This is a genomic window from Streptomyces sp. x-80 (assembly GCF_046549095.1).
Lineage (GTDB): Bacteria > Actinomycetota > Actinomycetes > Streptomycetales > Streptomycetaceae > Streptomyces > Streptomyces celluloflavus.
On sequence record NZ_JAJPWM010000019.1, the window covers coordinates 1 to 23,062 of the forward strand.

Sequence of the window (23,062 nt, forward strand, 5' to 3'; positions counted from 1 at the left end):
CAACCCCCATGGCCATCCTGAGTAACGAGCTCACCGGCATCGCAGATCGATCGGCTGGCCGGGACGCCCCGCCCAATTTTCTCTGACCCGAGGTGATCAGCGCAGCGACTCTGGCGTTCCTGAGTAGATTACGAGCGAGGCGCACGGTCGCGCGGGTGCGGGGCGGGGCGGGCGATGCGGGCCGCGCGGCAACTGCCGCCGAAGCGGGGGCGTCCCGGTTCGTTCGGAGAGGGCGGTGGGGGTGCGGAAGGCCCGGGGCCGGCAGGCCGGCCGCGCCGTCGCGGCGCAGGTTCCGGAGCGCCGCCGGGCGGCCCCGGCCGGGGTGCCGTCCCGGCCCCGCGCGGGCCCTTCGGTGCCGTCGCGGAGGGCCCACTTGCGCGGGGCGGGACAATGGATTGCGGCACACGATCCTGGAGGTACCTTCATGTCCGAGCCGCGACCGGCTCCCGACCCCCGCGGTACGGCGCCCGACCACCGGCGCAGGAAGCCCGCGCCGCTGCTCTTCGAGCCGCCCGAGGACACGGCGGACCCCGAGCACTTCTTCGGCCTGGAGTCGATCGAGGACCCGCGCGAGCTGCTCGGCCGGGCCACCGAGCTGACCAACGCCTTCCGCGCGGCGGCCGACCGCGCCACGGAGTTCCAGGCGCTGGCGGCCGCGCAGCTGGCCGACCCCAAGCGCTTCGACCGGCTGCCGATGCCGGTGCTCGCGGAGCGCGCGGGCTGGACGGAGGACTACGCCCGGAAGATGGTCGAGTTCGGCCGCGGTCTGATGCGGGACGATGTGCTTCTCGACGGCGGGGACTGAGCGGCCGCGGCGGGCCGGGGCCCGCCCCGGCACACCGCCCACCTCATATGTCCCGCGAGAGCTCATTTTCCACGGCCATGGGTTCTTGGCATATGCGGGGAGCGGAAGATACCCCTTACCGGCCCGCCCTGTCCCGGATTCCGGCAATCAGCGGAATCGGCTCGCGCCGTATCGGTAGACCTGTTCCATGAGCGACTGGCTGCCCGACACTCCCCGCACCCTTGCCTTTCCCACCGCGTCCTACGTGACCCTCGCCGGCGCCGACTGGCTCGCCTCCGCCAGCCCCTACCCGCGCAGTGTGCATGCCCTGTGGGCCGCGCGGCCGACCGCGCCGAGCGTGCTGCCGTGCGGTACCGCCTTCGACGTGATCAATGCCCCGGCGCTCTTCGGGCGCCGGATGGTGGACCGGTTATGGTCCGCCGGTCCCGGTTCCGGCCCGGTGGCGGCGCACCGCGGCCGGATCCTGCTGTTCGCGGCCCCCGGGACCGCGCAGCGGCTGCCCGCGCTGCTCGCCTGGGAGGAGTGGGCCGCCGCCGTCCCGCCGCTGCTGTGTCACGGCAGTGGCGACGCGGTGACCGTCCCGCCGCTGTATCCGCGGGGCGCGGCGGACGGTGCGGACCAGGGCGCCGCCGACGCCCCGGCCGGCTCCCGCTGGCTGGTGGCGCCGGACGTCCGCATCCCCTGGCTGCCCGGCCCGGACATCCTGCTGTGGGCCTGTGTCCGTGCCGCCCGCGCGGCGGCCGCCGCCGGGCACAGGGCCGAGGCCGAGGCCGGTGCCGAGGCCGGTGGCGCCCCGCAGCGGCCCGTTTCGGCCCTGCCCGCTCGCTGAGACAAACCGATTTTTGCCCTCCCCGGTCCGGGTGCTAATGTTTTCCCCGTCAGCAGGCGCCGCTAGCTCAGTTGGTTAGAGCAGCTGACTCTTAATCAGCGGGTCCGGGGTTCGAGTCCCTGGCGGCGCACCGACAGTCGAAGGCCCCCACCACGGTGGGGGCCTTCGACGTGTTTGCCGCACGGCTGGTGTCCGCCGCGCCGCCGGTGTCCGCCGCGCGGGGCCGGTCATCCGCGCCCCACCTTGACCGACCAGTCCCCGTCGACCGTCCGTCCCTCGACCTGGATCCGGATGTCGTCCTGGGAGACGTTCAGACTCTCCCCCACGCCCAGTGGCGCGTCCGCGAGCGGCGGGTAGACGGAGGTGCCGCGGCACGCCTCGGTGCCGGGGTGGCCGTCGAGGACCTGTACGGCGCCGGCCCCCGAGGCGGTGTCGTTGCGGACGCGGTAGACCAGGACGCCCTCCTTGCACACGGAGCGGTCGTTACCGGTCGCGTCGCGCGCCTCGACGGCGAGGGCGCTGCTGGGTCCGGTGCGGATCACCAGCAGCCGCGACCGGCGCTCGTCGCCCGGTTCCATGGGGGCGGACAGGGGCCGCAGCGAGTGCACGGTGGAGGCGCTCGGCTCGGCGCAGTCGACCTGGCGGTCGTCGAGCCAGCCGAGCTTCCACTTGTGCCAGGCGAAGGGTTCCGGCGCCAGGCCGAACTGGCTGCCCATGAGGTCCCAGTCGCCCACGTAGGTGTCCCAGTCGCCCTTGCCGCTCTGCGGCCGGTGGTAGAGGTCCGGCAGGTCGAAGACGTGTCCGGTCTCGTGGGCGAGGACGTTGCGGTCCGGCGGGCTCTGCTCGAAGACGGTGACGAACCGGCGCAGATCGGTGTCGCCGACGTGTATCGGCTGGTCGAGGTTGACGACCTTGGTGGCGTCCGAGTCGACGCCCGGGGCGCTGGGGTCGGCGACGAGATAGACCAGGTCGTAGCGGCTGAAGTCGACCGAGGGAGCCGCGGCGGCGACCGCGTCGTGGAGATAGGCCGTACGGCGGCCGGGGTCCCAGTCGCGGCGTATGCCGTAGCTGCGGGAGGGGTGCGGCATCCGTACCCATTTCTCCTGGATGTGCGGCCGGAGCCGGAACTTCCCGTACGAGGCACGGTCGAAGAAGCGGGTGGTCGCGGGGAAGTAGTCCGCGGACAGCTTTTGCGGGGTGAGGGCGGGGCGGGCGTCCGGGAAGGACAGGAAGATCATCACGGCGTCGAGCGGGTGGTCGGGACGCGGATAGGCGCTGTTCCAGCCGGCGAGGCCCTCGGAGTGGTGGACGTCCGTGCGGCCCAGCGCGCAGCGCAGGGCGGGTGCCGAGGCGATGGCGGGCCCGGCGCCGACGGAGGTCGCGACCATCGCGCTCAGGGAGGTGGCGACGGCCGCGAGGCGGCGCAGCCCTCGGCGCTCCACCACCCCGTCGGGTGTCCGGATGCACGGCACATCGGCCTCCAGGGAGGGAATCGGGATGCCCCACCCACCCTGTGCCGATTTACCGCTCTTCGCCCTGCTACCTGCGCCCGGACGAGTGACCGCCGAGCACCCCCCACACCGTAACGGAAAGTCACAAACGACCAACGGGGCAATCTACGCGAACAGAGCCGGGCAGAAATGGCTGAAGTTCCGTCACGCGTGCTGATGATCACGGCTGCGTCGCTGGCTCGGCCGTTGCGGCAGCCTCTATGATCGCCACACTTTCCAGCGCGAGATCCCCCCTCCAGCACGAGACAAGCGCCATGCGGGAGCGAGCAGTGAGCGGACACCCCGACAGCACGGGCCGCGCGCCCGGAGCGACGCTTCCTTCAGTGACGGAGCGTGATGGCACGACCAAGGAATCCGGCGGTCGGCCGTGCGCCCGGACCGTCCACTGCACCGACACGGCACCTCGCGAGCGGACGGCCGCCTCGCTCGGCGACTACCGCACCGCCTTTCACTCCGCCCACCTGGCGATGGCGGTCCTCGACCGCGACGGTCTGGTCCTCACCGCCAACCCCGCCCTGGGCGAACTGCTCGGCGCCGACCCCGACGACCTGGCCGACGCCACCGCCGCGGACCTCACCGACCTCGGCGCGGACCCGCGGGTGTGGAGCGCGTACCGCGAGGTGCTGTGCGGCCGCGGCGAGCGGCTGCGCTGCACCCGCCGCCTCACCCACCCCGACGGGCGCTCCATCTGGGTGGAGGTGACCGTCGAACCGCTGGCCGGTGCGGAGCGGGCGCTGCTGTCGGTGGTGGACATCAGCGACCGGCACGATCTGCTGGCCCGGCTGCGGCACCTCCAGATGCACGATCCGGTGACCCGGCTGCCCAACCGCGCGCTGTTCTTCGAACGGCTCTCCGCCGCGCTGGAGGCGGCCGCCTTCGAGTCGGCCGGTACGGGCCGGATCGGGCTCTGCTATCTCGACCTGGACGGTTTCAAGGCCGTCAACGACACCCTCGGGCACCGCGTCGGCGACCGGCTGCTGAGCGCGGTGGCGCAGCGGCTGACGCGCTGCGCGGACGCCGCCGCGGAGCGCGGGACGAACCCCGGCCGGAGCCGCCTGGTGGCGCGTCTGGGCGGCGACGAGTTCGCGCTCCTGGTGGAGGACTCCACCGGCACCGATCAGCTGGCCGAGCTGGCGCAGTGCGTCCTGGACGCGCTCCAGCGGCCGTTCGACCTGGCCGGGCAGCGGCTGTCGGTCTCGGCGAGCATCGGCGTGGTGGAACGGGCCGCCGCCGGCACCACGGCGACCGGTCTGATGCAGGCCGCGGACACCACGCTGTTCTGGGCGAAGGAGGACGGCAAGGCCCGCTGGACGCTCTTCGACCCGGAGCGCAACGCCCACCGGATGACCCGGCAGGCGCTGTCCAGCACGCTGCGGCCGGCCGTGGACCGCGGCGAGTTCACGCTCGAATACCAGCCGCTGGTCGGGCTGGGCGACGGGCGGGCGCAGGGCGTCGAGGCGCTGGTGCGCTGGCGCCATCCGCAGTTCGGGACGCTCTCGCCGAATCGGTTCATCGCACTGGCGGAGGAGAACGGCGCGATCGTCGAACTGGGCCGCTGGGTGCTGGCGCGCGCCTGCCATCAGGCACGCGCCTGGCAGCTGGCGCATCCCGGCGGGCAGCCGCTGTTCGTCAGCGTCAATGTGGCCGTACGTCAGGTGTGGGACTCGGATCTGGTCGCGGACGTGGCCGGCATCCTGGCCGAGTCGGGGCTGCCGGCGCGGCTGCTCCAGCTGGAGCTGACCGAGTCCGCGGTGATGGGCTCGGCGGGCCGGCCGCTCCAGGCCCTCCAGGCGCTCAGCGACATGGGCGTACGGATCGCCATCGACGACTTCGGCACCGGTTACTCCAACCTCGCCTACCTCAGCCGCCTCCCGGTGTCCGTGCTGAAGCTGGACGGGTCCTTCGTGCAAGGCTTCCGCTCGCCGGAGCATCCCAATCCGGCGGACGAGATGATCGTGGAGGCCCTGGTCGCGCTGGCGCACCGGCTCGGGCTGACGGTCACCGCGGAGTGTGTGGAGAGCGCGGAGCAGGCCGAGCGGCTGCGCCGGATCGGCTGTGACACCGGCCAGGGCTGGCTCTACTCCCGTCCGGTCGCCCCCGACCGGGTCGCGGAGCTGCTCGACGCGGGCCGCCGCACCGGCGGCTGACCGGCCCGGCCGCGGCCGGGTCCGGCAGCCGGCCGGCGTACGGACCCGGGCCGTCGGCCCCCGTCAGTCCTGCGGCAGCCCGTAGGCGTCCGCGATCAGCTCGTACGAGCGCAGCCGGGCCAGGGCGCCGTGCGCGTTGGCGGTGATCATCAGCTCGTCGGCGCCGGTGCGCTTGACGAGGTCGTCCAGGCCCTGGCGGACCGCGTCCGGGGTGCCGTGGACGACATTGCCGAGCCAGCCGTCGACGAAGTCGCGTTCCACCGCGCTGAAGTGGTGCGCCTCGGCCTCCTCGGGGGTGGGGATCAGGCCGGGGCGGCCGGTGCGCAGCCGGATCATGGACAGCGCGCCGGTCAGGACCTGCCGGCGGGCCTCCCGCTCGTCCTCGGCGGCCAGCGCCGAGACGCCGATCAGCGCGTAGGGCTCGGCGAGCACCTCGGAGGGGCGGAAGGACGCGCGGTAGAGGTCGAGTGCGGGGACGGTGTTGGCGGCGGAGAAGTGGTGCGCGAAGGCGAACGGCAGGCCGAGCGAGCCGGCCAGCCTGGCGCTGAAGCCGGAGGAGCCGAGCAGCCACAGGGGCGGCCGGTGCGCGGACTGCACACCGCCGGGCGAGGTGCCCTGGACCGGGCCGGGGACCGCGTGGATCCGGGCGTAGGGGTGGCCGTCGGGGAAGGTGCCGTCGAGGAAGCGGGTCAATTCGGCCAGCTGCTGCGGGAATTCGTCCGCGCCCTCGTGCAGGGCGGGGGCACCTGCCCGGCCCCCGTGGGGCGCGGTGCGGCGCAGCGCGGTGGCGGTGGCGCCGTCGGTGCCCGGGGCGCGGCCCAGGCCCAGGTCGACGCGGCCGGGGGCCATCGCCTCCAGCGTCCCGAACTGCTCGGCGATCACCAGCGGCGCGTGGTTGGGCAGCATGACGCCGCCGGAGCCGAGCCGGATCGTCGCGGTGTGCGCGGCGAGGTGGGCGAGCAGCACCGCGGGCGAGGAGGACGCGACGCCGGGCATGGAGTGGTGTTCGGCGACCCAGTAGCGGTGGAAGCCGCGGCGCTCGGCCGTGCGCGCGATGCCGACGGCGGTGCGTACCGCGTCCGCCGCGGTACTGCCCGCACCGACCGTCACCAGGTCGAGTACGGACAGCGGGACGGGTGCGGTGCCCCTGGCCGTGCCCCGGATCTCGTCGTCGCCCCGGGTCTCGTCTTCGCCGCTCACGGTACGGGTCCTCCTCGCGTCGCTGGTCTGCGAGCAGGGTAACCGGAGTTCTTCTCCGGTTATTCCCGGGCGGTGCGCCGCGCGGGCGGGCTCCGTGGTCCGCGGGGTCAGCGGGGCGGCGGGGGCGGCGCGCTCCGGGTGAAGAGGGTGCCGAGTGCCGGGCAGGCGATCTCGCGGCCGAGGAGCCGGAGTCCCTCCCAGACCGTGACCTGATTGGCGGTGAGCACCGGTTTGCCGAGCGCCGCTTCGAGTGCGGGCAGCAGCTCCGCGGTGTGCAGGGCGGTATCGGGGAGCAGGACCGCCTCGGCGTCGGGGTGGTCCCCGGCGCGGGCCAGCCGCAGCACCTGTGCGTGGTCCCAGGTGCCGACCTCGGCGGCGGTGAGGATGCCGCTGCCGCGGGTCGAGACCACGTCCGTACCGGCGGCTTTCAGGAACGTGTGGAAGTGTTCGGCGACGTCGGCGGGGTAGGTGGCGGCGATCGCGACCCGCCGGGCGCCGAGCGCACGGGTGGCGTGCGCGAAGGCGAAGGAGGTACTGGAGGCGGGCAGTCCCGCGGCGGCGGACAGCTCCCTGACCTGTTCGCGGGCGCCGTCCGGGCCGAAGACGAAACTGGCGCTGGTGCAGGCCCAGACGACCGCCTGGACACCGCGTTCCCGGAGCTCGGCGACGCCTGCGGCGAGCCGCCCGGCGGCGCCCATCTCCCGCAGCGCGGCCACCCGGTGGGCGTCCTCACCGATGTCGGTGTGGACCAGCGGCAGCCGGACCGCGCCGCCCAGCAGCGCTTCGAGCCGGGGGTAGTCGTCCTCGGCGGAGTGGCCGGGGTAGAGGAAGCCGACCGATGCCATACGGGTCTCCTTCGCGGATACGGCGGCGGGGCCGCGGCCGGGGGCCGCACCGCGGCCGGGGTGGCCGGGGTGGCCGGGGTGGCCGGGGTGGCCGGGGTGGCCGGGGTGGCCGGGGTAGCCGGGGTAGCCGGGGTAGCCGGGGTAGCCGGGGTAGCCGGGGTAGCCGGGGTAGCCGGGGTAGCCGGGGTAGCCGGGGTAGCCGGGGTAGCCGGGGTAGCCGGGGTAGCCGGGGCCGGCGGTGCGCACCGCCGGCCCCGGCCACCCGGTGAGGTGTCCGGACCGCGCTCAGCCCGGCGGCCGGGGGGCGGGGCCCTCGGGCAGACGGGGCGGCGGATCGAGGCCGTCGTCCCACTCGGTGTCGGGCGGCGCCGGCGGGACCGCGAGGGCGGCGGCCCCGGGGTCCGCCCGCGGCGGCCCGTCCGGCGTCCCGCCACCCGGTCCGGGCACCGTGGCCGGTCCGGGCACCGCACCCGGTCCGGACATCGCGGCCGGTCCGCGCCGGGCCACCGGGTCGAGCAGCGCCTGGTACGGCCCTACCGCGTCGGCGCCGATGGCGCGCAGCGCGGCCCACATGGTGACCTGGTTGGCGGAGAACACCGGCATCCGCAGCTCGGCCTCCAGCTGCGGGATGACGTCGTACGTCGGCAGGTTCGTACAGCTGAGGAAGAGCGCGTCGGCCGCGCCGACCGCCGCCGCACGGGCCATGTCGACGACATCGCGGTAGGACACCTTCCAGATGTGCCGGGTCAGTCCGAGGTAGGCGCGGCCGGTGACCGTGATGCCCGCCTCGCCGAGGAAGTCCTCCAGGGAGTCGGTGACGGATTTGGTGTAGGGCGTCACCACGGCGACGCGCCGGGCGCCGGTCTCGCGCAGCGCTTCGACCAGGGCGCCCGAGGTGGTGAGGGCGGGCACCGCCCCCGCCCGGGTCATGACGGCGCACATGGCCCGTTCGCCCGCGACCCCGGCGACGAAGCTGCCGGAGGTACAGACATAGGCGATGACCTGCGGGGATACCGCATGCAGCGCCTGGACGGCGGCATGCAGGGTCTCGTGCTCGCTGACCAGTCTGGCCAGGTCGAGGCCGACCTCGACGGGCACGAAGGGAGTCCGGGTGAGGTGGAGGGACACATCGTCGGGAACCCAGCGCCACAGCTCGCGGTCGAGTGCGAAGTCGAAGGGGGCGACCACGCCCACTCCGAGCTGAGGCTGCGGGCCTCCCAGAAAGGAGACGTCCATGTAGGCCCCTAGGAGAACGGAGGGCTGAACGGCCACACCAGTGGCCGCGGATGTGGTACAGCCGGTGCAAGCCGGGACGTCGGGACAGAGCCGTTGTTGACACGGTAGATACGACTTCTTAGCGTGGTCAATCCTCGCATCTCAGGCATCTGTCGGCGCCCCTTCAGTGAAAGGGGCAGACGTTCGGAACGGTTTCTGGCTCATGTCCGATAGCACTGTTCTCGTCCTCGGTTCCGACCCGCCGCCGAAGCTGGACCGGCTCGCCGGCCGGGCCCGGGTGCGCTACACCGACGAGGCGTCCCTCGCCTCCCGACTCCCCTCCGCCGACGTGCTGTTGGTCTGGGACTTCACCTCCGACGCGGTCCGCCGGGCGTGGCCCGAGCGCGGTCCGCGGCCCCGGTGGGTGCACACCGCGAGCGCCGGCGTGGACCGGCTGCTGGGTCCGGCGCTGATCGCCGACGACACCGTGGTGACCAACGCGCGGGGCATCTACGAGCAGCCGATCGCCGAGTACGTCGCCGGTCTGGTGATCGCCATGGCAAAGGATTTCCACGGCAGCTGGGAGTTGCAGCGGCAGCGGCGCTGGCAGCACCGCGAGACGCTGCGGCTGGCCGGCACCCGCGCGGTCGTGGTCGGCTCGGGCCCCATCGGGCGGGCCATCGGCAACACCCTGAAGGCGCTGGGCGTCTCGGTCGAGCTGGTCGGCCGCCGGGAGCGGACGGCGGACCCGGAGTTCGGCCGGGTGCACCCCACCGAGGCGCTGCACGGTCTGCTGGGCCCCGCGGACTGGGTGATCTGCGCGGCCCCGCTGACCGGGACGACCCGCGGGCTCTTCGGCCGGGCGGAGTTCGCCCGGATGAAGCCCACGGCCCGCTTCGTCAACGTCGGGCGCGGCCCGCTGGTCGTCGAGGAGGAGCTGGTCGCGGCGTTGCGCGGATGGCGGATCGCCGCGGCGGCGCTGGACGTCTTCGCCCGGGAGCCGCTGCCCGCGGACAGCCCGCTGTGGGACGTACCGCATCTGATCGTCTCGCCGCACATGAGCGGCGACACCCTGGGCTGGCGGACCGCGCTCGCCGAGCAGTTCCAGGACAACTTCGACCGGTGGGCGGCCGGGCAGCCGCTGCGCAACGTCGTCGACAAACAGCTCGGGTACGTCCCGGTGCGCTGACCGCGCCGCCGCCCCCTCTACCCCACCCGCCTCGCCACCCGCAGCAGCCCCAGCCACCCCGCCGTCCCGCCCCGGGCCGGCCCCCGCTCGGAGGATGCCCATGACCACCGGACCGACCCGGCTCGCCGATCTCACCGCCACCCGGCTCACGGCCGGATACGCCGCCGGCGAGTTCTCCCCCGTCGAGGTGACCCGGGCCGTGCTGGCCCGCGCCGAGGCCGCCCAGGCCCGGACCAACGCCTTCGTCCGGATCGACGCGGACGAGGCACTGGCCGCCGCCGGGGAGTCGGCCCGGCGCTGGCGGGCCGGGCGGCCGGCCGGGCCGGTGGACGGTGTGCCGGTCACCGTCAAGGACCTGCTGCTGACCCGCGGCACGCCGACGCTGCGCGGTTCGCGGACCGTCCGGGCCGAGGGTGCGGCCTGGGACGAGGACGCGCCGGCCGTCGCCCGGCTGCGCGCGGCCGGGGCGGTGTTCCTCGGCAAGACCACCACTCCGGAGTTCGGCTGGAAGGGCGTCACGGACAGTCCGCGGTACGGGGTGACGGGCAATCCGTACGACCCGGGGCGCACCTCGGGCGGGTCCAGCGGCGGCAGTGCGGCGGCGGTGGCGCTGGGCGCCGGTCCGCTGAGTCTGGGGACGGACGGCGGCGGCTCGGTCCGCATCCCGGCGTCGTTCTGCGGGATCTTCGCCCTCAAGGGGACCTACGGGCGGGTGCCGCTGTACCCGTCGAGCCCGTTCGGGACGCTGTCGCATGTCGGGCCGATGACCCGGGACGCGGCCGACGCGGCGCTGATGATGGATGTGATCACCGGCCCGGACTGGCGGGACTGGTCCCAGCTCGCCCCGGAGACCGGGTCCTTCCGGGCGGCGCTGACCGGGCCGGTGGCCGGGCTCCGGGTGGCGTACAGCCCGTCGCTCGGCTGGGACGTGCCGGTGGCGCCGGAGGTGGCCGCGGCGGTGCGTACGGCGGTGGACCGGCTCGCCGCGCTGGGCGCGCACGTCGAGGAGGCCGACCCGGTCATCGCGGACCCGGTGGCGGCGTTCCACACGCTGTGGTTCAGCGGGGCGGCGCGGGTGGTGCAGCCGCTGGGCGACACGGAGCGCGAGCTGCTCGACCCGGGGCTGCGGGAGATCTGCGAGCAGGGCGCGCGGCTGGGGGCGCTGGACTATCTGGCGGCGGTCGAGGTGCGGGCGGCGCTCGGCCGGGCGATGGGCCGCTTCCACCGCACGTACGACCTGCTGGTGACCCCGACCGAGCCGGTCACCGCGTTCGCGGCGGGCGCCGAGGTGCCGGCCGGGTCGGGGTACACCCGGTGGACGGGCTGGACGCCGTTCACCTACCCGTTCAACATGACGCAGCAGCCCGCCGCGACACTGCCCTGCGGGGTGGACGGCGCCGGGCTGCCGATCGGTGTGCAGCTGATCGGGGCGCGGCACGCGGACGCCCTCGTACTGCGCGTCGCGCACGCCCTGTACGAGGCGGGCGCCGCGTCGATCCCGGCGCCGCCCGTGCCCGCTACGCCCGCCGGAAGGTGAGCGACTCGCCCTGGGCGCCGGCCCGCCAGAGGTCCTGGCAGGCGTCGGCCATCCGCGCCAGGCCGTCGACGACGGTGCCCCAGACGATGCCGGGGACCCAGCCCGTATCGCCGTTGATCAGCAGGTTGTTGCGCTCGTAGAAGAGCGCGAGATCGACGACGGTGGCGCGGCCCTGGTGCCCGGCGCCGCTCTCGTAGCCGTAGGACGCGGTGCCCAACTGGGTGCCGGCGAAGGTGAAGTAGCACAGATCACCGGGGATGGGGGTGACGGTCGGGTTCTCCAGCGGCGGCTCCTGGGGGGCGAACGGCGGCACGAGGGTGTAGATCTCGTTGCGGGCGTACTTGGCGTGGTAGACGTCGCCGCCGAGCGGGAGCGCGTCCCAGACGGCGTTGCAGGTGATCGGCGCACGGTCGTCGAGCAGCTTGGCGGTGCAGCGCACACCGCGCCCGGCCAGGGAGACTTCGATGAGGCGATCGGTCATATCCCGATCGTAGGGGGGCAATACCGGCGTACGGAACAACTGGCCGCCGCTCATGTCAAGAGCGGGACACGGCCGGCATAGGTGCCGGGTGTCCGGGTAGCCGCGCGGCCATGGCTCCACCACAGCGGAACATCTCAGAGAACGAAGGACGGATACCTGGCGGCCTCCGCCGCCGCTCGCTGCTCGCGGGGGTGGCGGCGCTCGGCGCGGCGGGTGCGATCGGGACGGTCGGCGCGTGCAGCCGGGTGTCCGCGGCCGGCACCGGGGACGGCGGGCAGCTGCTGGCCCGGCTGCGCGCGAAGGGCTCGGTCACGCTGGGCCTGGCGGGCGAGCAGCCGTACAGCTACATCGGCCGGGACGGGAAGATGACCGGCTCGGCGCCCGCCATCGCGCGGACGATATTCCCCCGGCTCGGCGTCCCCGAGGTCGAGCCGTTCCCCACCGAGTTCAGCTCACTGGTAGCGGGGCTGAACTCGCAGCAGTTCGACATCGTGGCCGCCGGTATGTACCTCAATCCGGAGCGCTGCGCAAAGGTCATCTTCGCCGATCCCGAATACCAGATGCTGGATGCCTTCATCGTCCCGAAGGGCAATCCGAAGGGGCTCCGGACGTACCGGGACATCGCCAGGACCGGGGCGAAAATGGCGACCGGCGTCGGCTACGCCGAGATCGACTACGCGAAGGAGGCCGGGGTCACCGGCATCACCACACTGCCCGACCAGTTGGCGGGCCTGCTCGCGGTCGAGCAGGGGCGGGTGGACGTCTTCGCCGGCACGGCGGTGACCGTACGCAATGTCGTCCGCGAGTCGCGGACCACCAGGGTCGAGGCGACCGCCGAGGTCACCCCGCTGGTGCGGGGCAAACCGGTGATCGATGCCGGCGGTTTCGCGTTCCGCACCCCGGAGACGCGGCTGCGGGACGCCTTCAACCGTGAACTGCACAAGATGAAGAAGTCCGGCGAACTCCTCGCTCTCATGCGGCCCTTCGGGTTCACGCAGGAGCAGATGACGGAGATCACCGCCAAGGAGAAGTGCCGGCCATGAGCGATATCTCCTGGGGTCTGTGGCAACTGCTGCTCAAGGGCGTCTGGATCACCGTCCAGCTGACCGTCTACAGCGCGGCGCTCGGCGCGGTGACGGCTTTCGTGATCGGTCTGGCGCGCACCCACCGGCGGTGGTTCGTCCGGTTCCTGTCCGGCGCCTATTTCGAGATCTTCCGCGGTACGTCCGCGCTGATCCTGATGTTCTGGATGTTCTTCGTGCTGCCGGTGGGCTTCGGCTGGCAGCTGGCCCCGATGTGGGCCGCGGTCCTCACGCTGGGCCTGACGTACGGCGCGTACGGCTCCGAGGTCGTACGGGGCGCGGTCGCGGCGGTGGCACCGGCGCAGCGGGAGGCGGGCATCGCGCTCGGCTTCTCCCCCGCGCAGCAGCTGCGGAAGATCGTCCTGCCGCAGGCGTGGCCGGAGATGGTCCCGCCGTGCACCAATCTGCTGATCGAGCTGCTCAAGGGCACCGCGCTGGTGTCGATCCTGGGCGTGGGCGATATCGCCTTCGGCGCCTCGCTGGTGCGCAACGCGACCACCCAGAGCGCACCCGTGTACACGGTCATCCTGGTCATGTACTTCGTGCTGGCCTTCGCGCTGACCCGCGGGATGCGGGCGGTGGAACGCCACGCCAAGGCCGGTGTCGGCCGGCCACCGGCGAAGCGGGCGAGCCCCTTCCGCCGGGTGGGCGGTGGCCGGCCGGCCACCGCGGTGCCCGGTGCGGGCGCCGGCGCCACGGGGCGGGGTGAGGCACGATGACCTTCGACTGGTCCGCGGTCGGCGACTTCCTGCCGGCGTTCTTCCGGGGCGTCCTGGTCACCCTCCAGGCCCTGGCGCTCGGTTCCCTGATCGCCTTCGCGCTCGGCCTGGTGTGGGCCCTGGCGCAGCGTTCCGCCCGCAAGGCGGTGCGCTGGCCGGTGACCGTGATCACCGAGTTCGTGCGCAACACCCCGCTGCTGGTGCAGCTGTTCTTCCTGTACTACGTGATGCCCGAGTGGGGCGTCACGCTCAGCGCCCTGGCCACCGGCGTGATCGGCCTGGGCCTGCACTACTCGACGTACACCGCCGAGGTCTACCGCGCCGGTATCGACGGCGTGCCGGCCGGCCAGTGGGAGGCGGCGACGGCGCTGAGCCTGCCGCGCGGCCGTACGTGGACCGCGGTGATCCTGCCGCAGGCGATCCGCCGAGTCGTCCCGGCGCTGGGCAACTACGTCATCTCGATGCTGAAGGACTCACCGATGCTCTTCGCGATCGGTGTGCTGGAAATGCTGGGCGAGGCACGGCAGTTCTCGTCCCAGACCTTCCAGACCGTCGAGCCGTACACCGTCGTCGGTATCGCCTTCCTGGTCATCGCCTACCCCGCTTCCCTTCTCCTGCGAGCCCTGGAGCGCCGCCTTGCCCGCTGACCGCACCACCCCGAACGACACGACCCTCCCGGACGTCCCGGACGGCACGACCACCCCGGACACGGCGACCGCCGCGGCCCCGGGCGGCCCGGCGGCCGACGGCGCCGAGCTGATCCGCTTCGACAAGGTCACCAAGCGCTTCGGCGCCCACACCGTCCTGGACGCGCTGGACATGACGGTCCACTCCGGCAAGCACGTGACGCTGATCGGCCCCTCCGGCTCCGGCAAGACCACGATCCTGCGGCTGATGATGACGCTGCTGAAGCCGGACGAGGGCACCATCATGTTCGACGGCGACTATCTGACGCACGAGGAGAAGGGCGGCCGGCTCGTCCCGGCGGGCGAGCGGCACAGCCGCGCGGTCCGCAGGAACATCGGCATGGTCTTCCAGCAGTTCAACCTCTTCCCGAACATGAAGGTGCTGCGGAACATCACCGAGGCCCCGGTGCACGTCCTGGGCCTGACGAAGGACGCCGCGGAGGAGCGCGCCCGCGAACTGCTGGACCTGGTGGGCCTGACCGATCACCTCGACAAGTACCCGGGCCAGCTCTCCGGCGGCCAGCAGCAGCGGGTCGCCATCGCGCGGGCGCTGGCGATGCGGCCGAAGGTGCTGCTGCTGGACGAGGTGACCTCGGCGCTCGACCCGGAACTGGTGGCCGGTGTGCTGGACGTCCTGCGGGACATCGCCCGCTCCACGGACATCACGCTGCTCTGCGTCACGCACGAGATGAACTTCGCCCGGGACATCTCCGACTGCGTGATGATGTTCGACGCCGGCCGGGTCATCGAGTTCGGCCCGCCGGAGCAGATCTTCACAGCGCCGGAGCACGAACGGACCCGCGAGTTCCTGAGCGCGGTGCTGTGACGGGGCCGGTGCGGCGACCGTCCGGGATGCCATGACGGTCCTTGGTCAGGTGCCGTAACGGTGTAACAGCGCGTGTTCTCCATCGCGCGCCCCTATCGTGCTCCACGCGCTCTTTGCGCCCGTGCGCCGGAGCCCGGCCCCGTCACGGGGCCGGGCTCCGGCGGGTACCGGAAAGGGCCTACGACCTACTGGAGGGAAGGGTTCCGGCATACCGGAGTGCAGGTTTTCGGTGCGCGGCACGGTCCGGCAACGCCCCCGGTAGAGACGCCCTACTGTGCCTAGGGCATATGCCAGCGCAATGCGCGCCTGGACAGACCCCTCGGCGGCGCCGGTTTTCGGTCAAGACCCCCTCCATCCATGGCTGTTGACCGCTATCGTGATAGAAGCCCGCTGTCCGGGAGTGGTCGGCAATCACGCCGGCCACATCCTCCAGTGACGGCACGATGCAAGCGGTAACAACCTGCTAGGGGGACACCGTGGCGCTGAAGCCCGAGCCGACCGCGCCGTTCCATTCGGTGCAGTACGCCCTTCGCGTGCTCGAAACCATCTCCAGGCACGCCGGTGGCGTGACCGATGTGCAGCTCGCCCGCGAAACCGGCCTGCCCGCGGGGAACCTCAGCCACATGCTGGCGATGCTGCGGCGTGAGGGCTATGTGGAGCAGCTGGCGGACGGGGCGTATGTCGTCGGCGAGTCGCTCCTCCTGCTGGGTTCGGGCGGCGACCGCGACCAGGCACTGCGCGACAAGCTCCAGATCACCCTCGACGAGCTGCGGGATTCCGTCGGCGCCGCCGTCTACATCAGCCGGTACATCGACGGCGAGGTCAAGATCCTCCACTACGCCGACGGCCCGCTCGCGCCCAAGGTCAACGAATGGGCCGAGTTCCGGCGCACGGCACACGCCAGCGCGGTCGGCAAGTGTCTGCTCGCGCAGCTGGACCACGACGGCCGGATGGATCACCTCTCCCGCCACAAGACCGCCCGGCTCACCTCCCGGACGATCACCAACGAGAAGGTGCTGTTCCACAAGCTCGACAGCCAGCCGCCGACGGTTCCGGTACTCGATCTCCAGGAGTACGCCGTCGGCACGGTCTGCGCTGCCGTACCGATCACCGCCGGTTCGACGGTCGGCTGCCTCGCGCTCTCCATGCCGCTGGAGCACGCCCACCGCCTGCGCCAGGCCGCCGACGCCCTCAACCGGCGCGCCGCCCCGGTACTGCTCTCGCTGGCGATCTGATCGATCCGAACGCTCCGCTTCGGGGCCGGTGCGCAATCGACTCACGATCGACGCGTGCCCGCGGGCTGCGTACCGGGGCGTATGTACGAGGTCACCGGGTGTGCCGTACGGGCGCCCGCGTGCGTGGGGCCCGGGGGCCGGGGGTCTGGGCGAGGACCGGGTGGGGCACTCCGGGGCGTCGGCGGGAGGCCGCCCGGGGATGGTCTCAAGCACCCCTTCGGACCAGGTAGTATTTCTTTCGTCAGCGCGCGCCGCTAGCTCAGTTGGTTAGAGCAGCTGACTCTTAATCAGCGGGTCCGGGGTTCGAGTCCCTGGCGGCGCACGTAAGAAGTGGGCGTTCTCGGTTCTCCGGGGACGCCCACTTCGTTATTGCGGGACGGGGTACGGGACACAGCCGCCTTCTCGCCCTCTTGTCCGCTCCCCCGCCGCACCCGTGTCACGCCTCATCCCTCACACCTCAGCTGTCACTCGTCCATGCCCCTGTCATCCCTCCAGGAGGTGGGCGCGGTCGTGGTCGGCGTAGTGGGCCAGGAGGGCGGCCCGGTCCGCTTCGCCGAACGGGCGGTACGCACGCCCGGCGGGTCCGGCGTCCAGGGGTGACCACCAGACCGGTTCGGGGCAGCGGAAGCCCGTGCGCCGGAGGGCGGCCCGGTGCACCTTGTGGGTGGCGGTGACGGGCAGCGCGGCGACGGTCCGCACGAAGCGGGGCGCCATCTTCGTCCCGAGGTCGGGCTGGGCGGCGAGGAAGGTCACGAAGTCGTCCGGGTCGAATACCGCGCCGTCGCGCAGTGCGAGGGTGGCCATGACCTGGTCGCCGGCGACGGGGTCGGGGACCGCGTGGACGGCGACGCCGGTTGCCGGGGCGTAGCGGGCGAGGATGTTCTCGATCATCGTGGCGGCCAGGTTCTCGCTGTCCACCCGCAGCCGGTCGTCCGTACGCCCGGCGAAGTGGAAGAACCCCTCGGCGTCCCGGAAGAAGAGATCCCCGGTCCAGTACCAGCCCGCGCCGGCCTGCGCGGATGTCCGGCCACGGGTGCGGGCGGCGGTGGCCTCGGGGTTGCGCCAGTAGCCCTCGAAGGAGCTGCGGCCCCGGTTGACCAGCTCCCCGATGGCCTCCGCGCCGTTGAGCAGCCGCCCGGCCGTGTCGAGGCGGGCGCGCGGCAGCTCGGCGCCGGTTTCCGGGTCGACGACGGCGAGATCGTCGCCGGGAGCGGCGGTGCCGATGGCGCCGGGCGGGGTGTCCGGCGAGCGCCGGAGGGCGGCGCCGCCTTCCGAGGAGCCGTAGCCCTCGGTGAGGCGGACGCCGAAACGGTCGGCGAAGCGGGCCGCGTCGACGGTGCCCGCCTCGGTGCCGAACCCGGCGCGCAGCGGGTGGTCGCGGTCGTCGGGGCCGGGTGGGGTGGCGAGCAGATACTGCACGGCGCGGCCGACGTAGGTGAAGTACGTGGCGCCGTAGCGGCGGACGTCCGGGAGGAAGGCGGAGGCCGAGAAGCGGCGGCGCAGCGCGACGGCCGCGCCGCCGGCGAGCGCCGGGGCCCAGCCGGCGAGCACGGCGTTCCCGTGGAACATCGGCATGCAGAGGTAGTGGACGTCGTCCCGCCGTACGCCGAAGTAGCCGGCCAGTGCGTGTCCCGCGGCGGCCAGCCGGCCCTGGGTGCAGATGGCGGCCTTGGGCGTGCCGGTGGAGCCGGAGGTGAAGTACAGCAGCATCCGGGAGGCGGGGGTGGGGGCAGCGGCCGGGGCGAGGCCGTGCGGGGTCCTGCCGAGGTGCGTGTCACCGGGGCGGGCGCCCTCGTAGGGGGTGAGCAGTGCGCGGTAGGCGGGGTCGTCGACGACGAGGATGCGGCCGGGCGGGACGGGGAGAGCCTGCCCGGCCAGCAGTGGCAGGTGAGCGCGTTCGGTGATCAGCAGCGCGCAGTCGGTGTGCGCGATGTCGCGGACGAGTTCCGGGCCGCGGCGGGTGGGGTTGATCCCGGCCACGGCAGCCCCGGCGAGCGCCGCCGCGCTGAGCCAGAGCGGGTATTCGGGGACGTTGTCGAGCAGCACACCGATATGCGGCTCCGCACCTCGTGGCAGCAGCTCCGCCAGCAGCGCCGCACGGGTGGCCGCCCCGGCGGCCATCTCATGATGCGTGAGGCTGAGCTCCCCGTACTTCATACCGGTCCGGTGATCGCCCCACTGCGCCTGGACGAGTTCGGCGACGGTGGCGGGGCGGCTGGTGGGGTGAGGGTGAGGTATGGGGCCTGGGGTGGTGCCGGAGGTGGATCCGGGGTCGGGGTTGGTGCTGTTGGCCGCCGTCATGGCGGTGCAGGGTAATTGACTGGGCGTCAGATGTGGAGGGGCGCGCGTCGGGGAGGGCGCAGCGGGCGCAGATGGTGAGCGCGTCGGGCGACCAGAGCGGAGCGGGCGTCACACCACGGGTCCACGAACGCGCCGCGCACGACCAACCCATGGGTTGACGCCCCCAACTACCGCTGCTCGTAACGTTGATTACGAACCAGAAGGGACAGTGAGGGGGCGGGGCAAGAGGGGCGGGACAGGACGGGGGCGGGACAGGACGGGATGGGATGGGGCGGAGCGCGGTGGATGCGAGAGAGGGCGGGGCGGCGAGGGGAGCGATGGATGAGATTGCGGGAGGAGAGGCGAATGAGGACGGACAGGGGAACGGGGTTGTGGATCGAGAGGGGAAGGTGGCGTGGGTGCGCCGAGGGCCTCCCCGGGGGAAGACGGGGAGGCCCACCGGAGGATCCGGCGACGTCAGGCGCGCCGGACGTCAGGAGAGATCGACGTCCGAGCAGGCGTAGAACGCGTTGCCCGTGTCGGCGATGTTCCATACGCCCAGGATGAGGTGGCGCCCGCTCTTCTGGGTCGGGATGGTGCCCTGGTGCTGCACCGTCGAACCCGGCTGCACACCGCCCATCGGTACCGTCATGAACGGCTGGGGTTCGAGGTCGGCGCGGGTGAGCGGCTTGGTGGGGTCGTAGCCGTCCTTGGTGATGAAGTACTCGAAGTCCGTGGTGGCATGACGTGCCGTCAGTCGCCAGCTGAAGGTGTAGCCCTGCCCCGCGGCGAGCTTGGTGCCGGGCCACTTGCCGCCACGCGGATCGTCGAGCTGGGCGAACGAGTCGTGCCCGCCGGAGCAGATCTTGCCGTCGGCGGGACCGGCGGCCGGGAAGCCCTTGGGCCCCTCGACGCTCTGCGGTTCGTACTGGATCGCACCGCAGTCCGTGACGGTGTGATTGGCGCAGAGCGCCTGGCGGCTGATGGGTGCGTCGCTGTAGCCGTGGCTGGACGCGCTGCTCGTGGACAGCAGGGAAACGCCGGCGATGCCGAGGCCGACCACGGCAGCGCTGATCCTTTTGCGCATGCTTCGCTCCTGAACGTGGGGGTTCCGAGGGGGTGAGTGAAGTACGGCGGTCTAGACCACATGGCAGACTAGTAAGCGACGTTAGACATGTCCATACCAATAACAACCGGAACTCCGGTTTCCGAAACCGGCCAACAGGGAAAACGGAGACGCCGCAAGCGGGGCGGGGCGGGGCGGGGCGGGGCGGGGCGGGGCGGGGCGGGGCGGGGCGGGGCGGGGCGGGGCGGGGCGGGGGCAAGCAGGCGGGGACAGGGCATCCCGCACCCCCCGGCCTGGGCGTCCCGCCCGTAGCCCCGGTGCGGCGGGCCGGGCGGGACTGTCCGGCCGTCCGGCTGACGTCAGGCCGCGGCTGTCAGGGGGCCGGAGACCGGACGGGCCGCTGTCTGTACGAGGCCGGCGTAGGTGCGGCGGAGGGCGATGAGGGACTCCTGGGCCTCGCGGTAGATCGCGGCATCGGGGCCGCCACGGTGCGCGAGGGTACGTACCGGGGCGCAGTGGCGGTCCATGGCGCTGAGCCAGGCACGGTGCTGCACCGGGAGGTGGCGGCGCAGATGCTGGCGCCTGCCCTCGCCGGCCCGCCGCCCGCCGACGCCGAGCACCGCGTCCGCGGCCTGGAGTACCGGTGGTTCCAGGGCGCCCTGTTCGGCGAGCGCGCCGAGTACCGCGCGCTGCTGGGCGGTTGCCGGAGCCGCCGCCAGCCCCGCCGCCTCGGAGTGGAGCTGGGCGCGCAAGGAGTGCTGGATACGGACGAGGCGGCGCAGCGCCGTCGGCGTGGAGGAGTCGTCGGGCGCGCGGCCCGCGAGGGTTTCGGCGAGCCGGAAGAGCCAGATGCCGTGCGCTTCCAGCCGGGTCGCGGCCAGCATCAACAGGTCCAGGCGGCTGAGCGGCTGCCCCTCCGGTGCCCAGCGGACGATCGGGACGAGCGGTTCCGTGCGGGCCAGCTGGTCGATGGGGATGTGCCGGCGGGGTTTGCGTTCGGGCGCCCAGTTGTGCAGCGCGAGCGTGGGCAGCGCGACGAACTGTTCATGGTCGATCCGGTGCGCGATGGCGGCCCACAGATCGAGGAATCCCTCGTCGGCGGACTGGCGCGCGGCCGGTGCGAGCGGGTCGAGTCCGCCCCAGCCGCAGGCCACCGCGATCACCGCCACCCGCATGGCGGCGGCCTCCGCGTTGCGTGGCGACAGCCGGGAGACCCGTTGCCGCAGGGCGCTCAACTCGTCGGCGTCGCGGGCCCGTTCGACGATGGCGACGGCGGCCTCGCGGCCGGGGGCGACCGCCACCTCGCGGGCCATGGCGTCCAGCCGGGTCCACGTACCGATCATGGAACGGACCGGCGGCCGCTCGGGCAGGAAGCCGTGTGCCCGCGGATCGTGCGGCGGGAGGGCGGAGGCTGCATCGCCCTGGGTGCCGAGCGGGTCGGCGCCGATGGCCGACCGGGCGTCAGTATCCGGCCGGCCGCTCCCTGTCACCCCCGGTGCCCGGCGGGCCGGGACCCGGGGCGTGGGCGGTATGCCGAGGTCGGGACCGGTCGCAGCCGTCCCCGCCGGTGTCGTTGCCGACACCGCGTCCGTCGTCGTGCCGGTGGTCATGGTGGTGGTTGTGGTCGTCATCAGCTTTTCCCCGCGAACAGCCTGGCCAGGTGAATGTCCATGTCGAGGTAGCGGTCCTCGTGGCCGGGCGGCACGATCGCCGCGGTCTGCTCCAGCCAGGCGGTCAGCTCCGTCGCGCGTACCGACAGTTCGCAGACGTTCTCGTCGGTGGACAGCTCGATATGGACCCGGCGCTGTCCGTTGAGTCCACGGAAGGGCCACACTCTTACGTCCCCCTCCCCCGCTTCGTCGCGCAGTCCGTTCAGCAGCAGCTCACGGGCGAACAGCCAGGTGGCGACCGTCCGGCCACGGCTGATGAAGACGACCTCGACCTCGAACGGACGGTCACTGCGGTAGCTGAACCGGCCCGCCACCGGCACCGTACCTTCCGGACCGAGGAGGAGCTGCATCTCAAGGGTGCGCTTGGCTGTCGACACCACGACGATCAACCTTTCCAAGGGAGGGGCGAGTCCCGGGAGACCCGAATCCGGGGCGCGCGTCCTAGCAGACGCTGCCGTGCAGGGTGGGGTTGCAGGAGGTGGGGAAGGAGTGACGGACGCCATGGTTTGCCGGGGCGCGCGGACGGGCCGGACCGGCCCTCGGCGCGGCCCGTACCGCTGTCCGCGCGTTCACGGGGAGACCCGCCGCCGGTGCCTGCCTCCGTGCCCGTGCCTTCCCGTGGACTCGGGCCTCGTGGCAGGTCCGTTCGCCACTGGCCGGCCGCCGCGGGGCGGGCCGTAGCCGTCGATGTGTCCATGGCATCGGTGCGCCCCGCGTCCACCGGGATCACTCCGGCGGGCGCGGCCGGTCGGGCCGTTGAGCGGCGCGTGATGACTCGGTCCCGTCCGGGTGTGCCGGGCGGAGTCCGGCCGGGCGTACGGGGCCGGGGGCGGGGCCGGTATCGGGGTGCGGGGGCGGCGGCGCGGCGGTCCCGCCGGGGAGCGCGGTGCGGTCCGTACGGGATCGGGTACGGGTACGGGTGCTGCCGCTGTCCGGAGCCTCGCCTGTCGCCGGGGGCCTCGTCCGGCGCGGCTGCGACTGCCCGCGGGCATGCTGCGAGTCGGGCGGCCATGCGCGCGCCCGCGGGTGTCCGCGTGCCCGTATTCGGCGCATCCCGGCGCTGCCATTCCAGCTCCCCTCCAGACTCGTTCAGTTCTTTCGCCTTGGCCTTCGCCTCAGCCTCTCAACTGGCAGGAGATACCGCATGTTGACGGGGCAACTGATGTACTACAGCTACGAACTCGATCTTCACAGACCAATTCGGGCAACCCATTAGTCGAAAGTCCCGAGATCAAGGGCCTTTCGGCCCGCACCGGGAAAGTTTCTCGTGGGGTAATAAAGGCCGCATCAGAGTGAACGAGTGTGGCCCGCCTCACAGCGTTTGCATGCATGGAAGCGGGTTAGGCGGTTCGGAGTACCGCCGGGGGTCGTGTAAAGTTCTACAGGTCAGCGCGCGCCGCTAGCTCAGTTGGTTAGAGCAGCTGACTCTTAATCAGCGGGTCCGGGGTTCGAGTCCCTGGCGGCGCACGTAACACTGAGGCCCCTCGCCATGCGAGGGGCCTCAGTCATTGCATGGGGCGGCGGGGGCACGTAACGGGTGGGCCGCGCGCCGGGCGGGTGATCGGCACGGACGGCGACCCCTGGTCCGAATATTTGTTCGGCACCATGGAGCGGCCGCCGCCACACCGGGCCACCTGGCCACCGACCGCGACCGCCGATCACGGCCTGCGGATCACCACCCCGGCCGCCACTCCCCACACCCCCGATCCCGAGACACCCCCACCCCCGAAGGTCACCCC

The 23,062-nt window shown here is 72.8% G+C and carries 19 protein-coding genes and 3 tRNA genes; 13 read left to right on the plus strand and 9 right to left on the minus strand.

What is annotated here, in order from left to right; genetic code table 11:
• Positions 1–424 precede the first annotated feature (424 nt).
• The 3 genes from ACLJWH_RS31320 (at position 425) to ACLJWH_RS31330 (ending at position 1,764) form a co-directional block, all read left to right on the plus strand.
• Positions 425–805: a hypothetical protein gene (locus tag ACLJWH_RS31320; protein WP_052860530.1), complete on the plus strand. Its 381-nt coding sequence runs from the start codon at positions 425–427 to the stop codon at positions 803–805.
• A 187-nt stretch (positions 806–992) separates the two neighbouring features.
• Entirely contained in the window at positions 993–1,634 is a 642-nt protein-coding gene (locus tag ACLJWH_RS31325) for a bifunctional DNA primase/polymerase (RefSeq protein ID WP_411145144.1), read from the plus strand.
• Positions 1,635–1,690: 56 nt separating this feature from the next.
• Positions 1,691–1,764 (plus strand) — tRNA-Lys (locus ACLJWH_RS31330).
• A gap of 97 nt (positions 1,765–1,861) precedes the next feature.
• Here ACLJWH_RS31330 and ACLJWH_RS31335 read toward each other — a convergent pair.
• On the minus strand, positions 1,862–3,106 hold the full coding sequence (locus ACLJWH_RS31335; protein ID WP_411145145.1) for a M6 family metalloprotease domain-containing protein: 1,245 nt from the start codon (positions 3,104–3,106) through the stop codon (positions 1,862–1,864).
• Between the two features lie 362 nt (positions 3,107–3,468).
• On the opposite strand from ACLJWH_RS31335, the gene ACLJWH_RS31340 reads away from it, so the two are divergent.
• Positions 3,469–5,292, plus strand: a complete 1,824-nt coding sequence (locus ACLJWH_RS31340) for a putative bifunctional diguanylate cyclase/phosphodiesterase (RefSeq protein WP_411145146.1) — start codon at positions 3,469–3,471, stop codon at positions 5,290–5,292.
• A 63-nt stretch (positions 5,293–5,355) separates the two neighbouring features.
• Here the strand turns inward: ACLJWH_RS31340 and ACLJWH_RS31345 are convergent, their stop codons facing one another.
• The 3 genes from ACLJWH_RS31345 to ACLJWH_RS31355 form a co-directional block, all read right to left on the minus strand.
• The gene (locus tag ACLJWH_RS31345) at positions 5,356–6,492 is read right to left on the minus strand and encodes an LLM class flavin-dependent oxidoreductase (RefSeq protein WP_411145147.1); all 1,137 of its coding nucleotides are present in this window, start codon (positions 6,490–6,492) and stop codon (positions 5,356–5,358) included.
• A 107-nt stretch (positions 6,493–6,599) separates the two neighbouring features.
• A complete protein-coding gene (locus ACLJWH_RS31350; protein WP_411145281.1) occupies positions 6,600–7,337 on the minus strand; it encodes a decarboxylase in 738 nt (245 codons plus the stop codon).
• Positions 7,338–7,622: 285 nt separating this feature from the next.
• Complete coding sequence (locus ACLJWH_RS31355; protein ID WP_411145148.1) at positions 7,623–8,573, minus strand: decarboxylase; 951 nt, start codon at positions 8,571–8,573, stop codon at positions 7,623–7,625.
• Positions 8,574–8,775: 202 nt separating this feature from the next.
• Here ACLJWH_RS31355 and ACLJWH_RS31360 point away from each other — a divergent pair, with 202 nt between their 5' ends.
• Together ACLJWH_RS31360 and ACLJWH_RS31365 are read left to right on the plus strand one after the other, a co-directional pair.
• The gene (locus tag ACLJWH_RS31360) at positions 8,776–9,741 is read left to right on the plus strand and encodes a D-2-hydroxyacid dehydrogenase (protein WP_411145149.1); all 966 of its coding nucleotides are present in this window, start codon (positions 8,776–8,778) and stop codon (positions 9,739–9,741) included.
• Positions 9,742–9,841: 100 nt separating this feature from the next.
• Positions 9,842–11,278 carry an amidase gene (locus ACLJWH_RS31365; RefSeq protein ID WP_411145150.1) on the plus strand — a complete coding sequence of 479 codons (1,437 nt, stop codon included), beginning with the start codon at positions 9,842–9,844 and terminating at the stop codon, positions 11,276–11,278.
• Here the strand turns inward: ACLJWH_RS31365 and ACLJWH_RS31370 are convergent.
• On the minus strand, positions 11,259–11,759 hold the full coding sequence (locus tag ACLJWH_RS31370) for a DUF3830 family protein (RefSeq protein WP_411145151.1): 501 nt from the start codon (positions 11,757–11,759) through the stop codon (positions 11,259–11,261). The genes ACLJWH_RS31365 and ACLJWH_RS31370 overlap by 20 nt on opposite strands.
• 110 nt (positions 11,760–11,869) lie before the next feature.
• Here ACLJWH_RS31370 and ehuB point away from each other — a divergent pair, with 110 nt between their 5' ends.
• From ehuB to ACLJWH_RS31400, 6 genes are all read left to right on the plus strand, one after another.
• Complete coding sequence (ehuB, locus tag ACLJWH_RS31375; protein ID WP_411145152.1) at positions 11,870–12,802, plus strand: ectoine/hydroxyectoine ABC transporter substrate-binding protein EhuB; 933 nt, start codon at positions 11,870–11,872, stop codon at positions 12,800–12,802.
• Positions 12,799–13,560 (plus strand): ectoine/hydroxyectoine ABC transporter permease subunit EhuC, encoded by a 762-nt coding sequence (ehuC, locus tag ACLJWH_RS31380; RefSeq protein ID WP_411145153.1) that lies wholly within the window; start codon positions 12,799–12,801, stop codon positions 13,558–13,560. The genes ehuB and ehuC overlap by 4 nt, the downstream gene beginning before the upstream one ends.
• Complete coding sequence (gene ehuD / locus ACLJWH_RS31385) at positions 13,557–14,207, plus strand: ectoine/hydroxyectoine ABC transporter permease subunit EhuD (protein ID WP_411145154.1); 651 nt, start codon at positions 13,557–13,559, stop codon at positions 14,205–14,207. The genes ehuC and ehuD overlap by 4 nt, the downstream gene beginning before the upstream one ends.
• Before the next feature lie 109 nt (positions 14,208–14,316).
• Positions 14,317–15,072, plus strand: a complete 756-nt coding sequence (gene ehuA, locus ACLJWH_RS31390; RefSeq protein WP_411145282.1) for an ectoine/hydroxyectoine ABC transporter ATP-binding protein EhuA — start codon at positions 14,317–14,319, stop codon at positions 15,070–15,072.
• Positions 15,073–15,548: 476 nt separating this feature from the next.
• Entirely contained in the window at positions 15,549–16,307 is a 759-nt protein-coding gene (locus tag ACLJWH_RS31395) for an IclR family transcriptional regulator (RefSeq protein WP_411145155.1), read from the plus strand.
• A 248-nt stretch (positions 16,308–16,555) separates the two neighbouring features.
• Positions 16,556–16,629: transfer RNA gene (locus tag ACLJWH_RS31400), tRNA-Lys, on the plus strand.
• Positions 16,630–16,790: 161 nt separating this feature from the next.
• Here ACLJWH_RS31400 and ACLJWH_RS31405 read toward each other — a convergent pair.
• The 4 genes from ACLJWH_RS31405 to ACLJWH_RS31420 all read right to left on the minus strand — a co-directional run bounded on the left by ACLJWH_RS31405 (position 16,791) and on the right by ACLJWH_RS31420 (position 21,703).
• Positions 16,791–18,464, minus strand: coding sequence for an AMP-binding protein (locus ACLJWH_RS31405; protein ID WP_411145283.1), 1,674 nt, complete (start codon positions 18,462–18,464; stop codon positions 16,791–16,793).
• A gap of 616 nt (positions 18,465–19,080) precedes the next feature.
• Positions 19,081–19,674 (minus strand): lytic polysaccharide monooxygenase, encoded by a 594-nt coding sequence (locus ACLJWH_RS31410; RefSeq protein ID WP_411145156.1) that lies wholly within the window; start codon positions 19,672–19,674, stop codon positions 19,081–19,083.
• A 338-nt stretch (positions 19,675–20,012) separates the two neighbouring features.
• Positions 20,013–21,284: a hypothetical protein gene (locus tag ACLJWH_RS31415; protein ID WP_411145157.1), complete on the minus strand. Its 1,272-nt coding sequence runs from the start codon at positions 21,282–21,284 to the stop codon at positions 20,013–20,015.
• Complete coding sequence (locus tag ACLJWH_RS31420) at positions 21,284–21,703, minus strand: SsgA family sporulation/cell division regulator (RefSeq protein ID WP_411145158.1); 420 nt, start codon at positions 21,701–21,703, stop codon at positions 21,284–21,286. Before ACLJWH_RS31420 ends, ACLJWH_RS31415 begins: the two co-directional genes overlap by 1 nt.
• 1,013 nt (positions 21,704–22,716) lie before the next feature.
• Here ACLJWH_RS31420 and ACLJWH_RS31425 point away from each other — a divergent pair.
• Positions 22,717–22,790 (plus strand) — tRNA-Lys (locus ACLJWH_RS31425).
• Positions 22,791–23,062 lie beyond the last annotated feature (272 nt).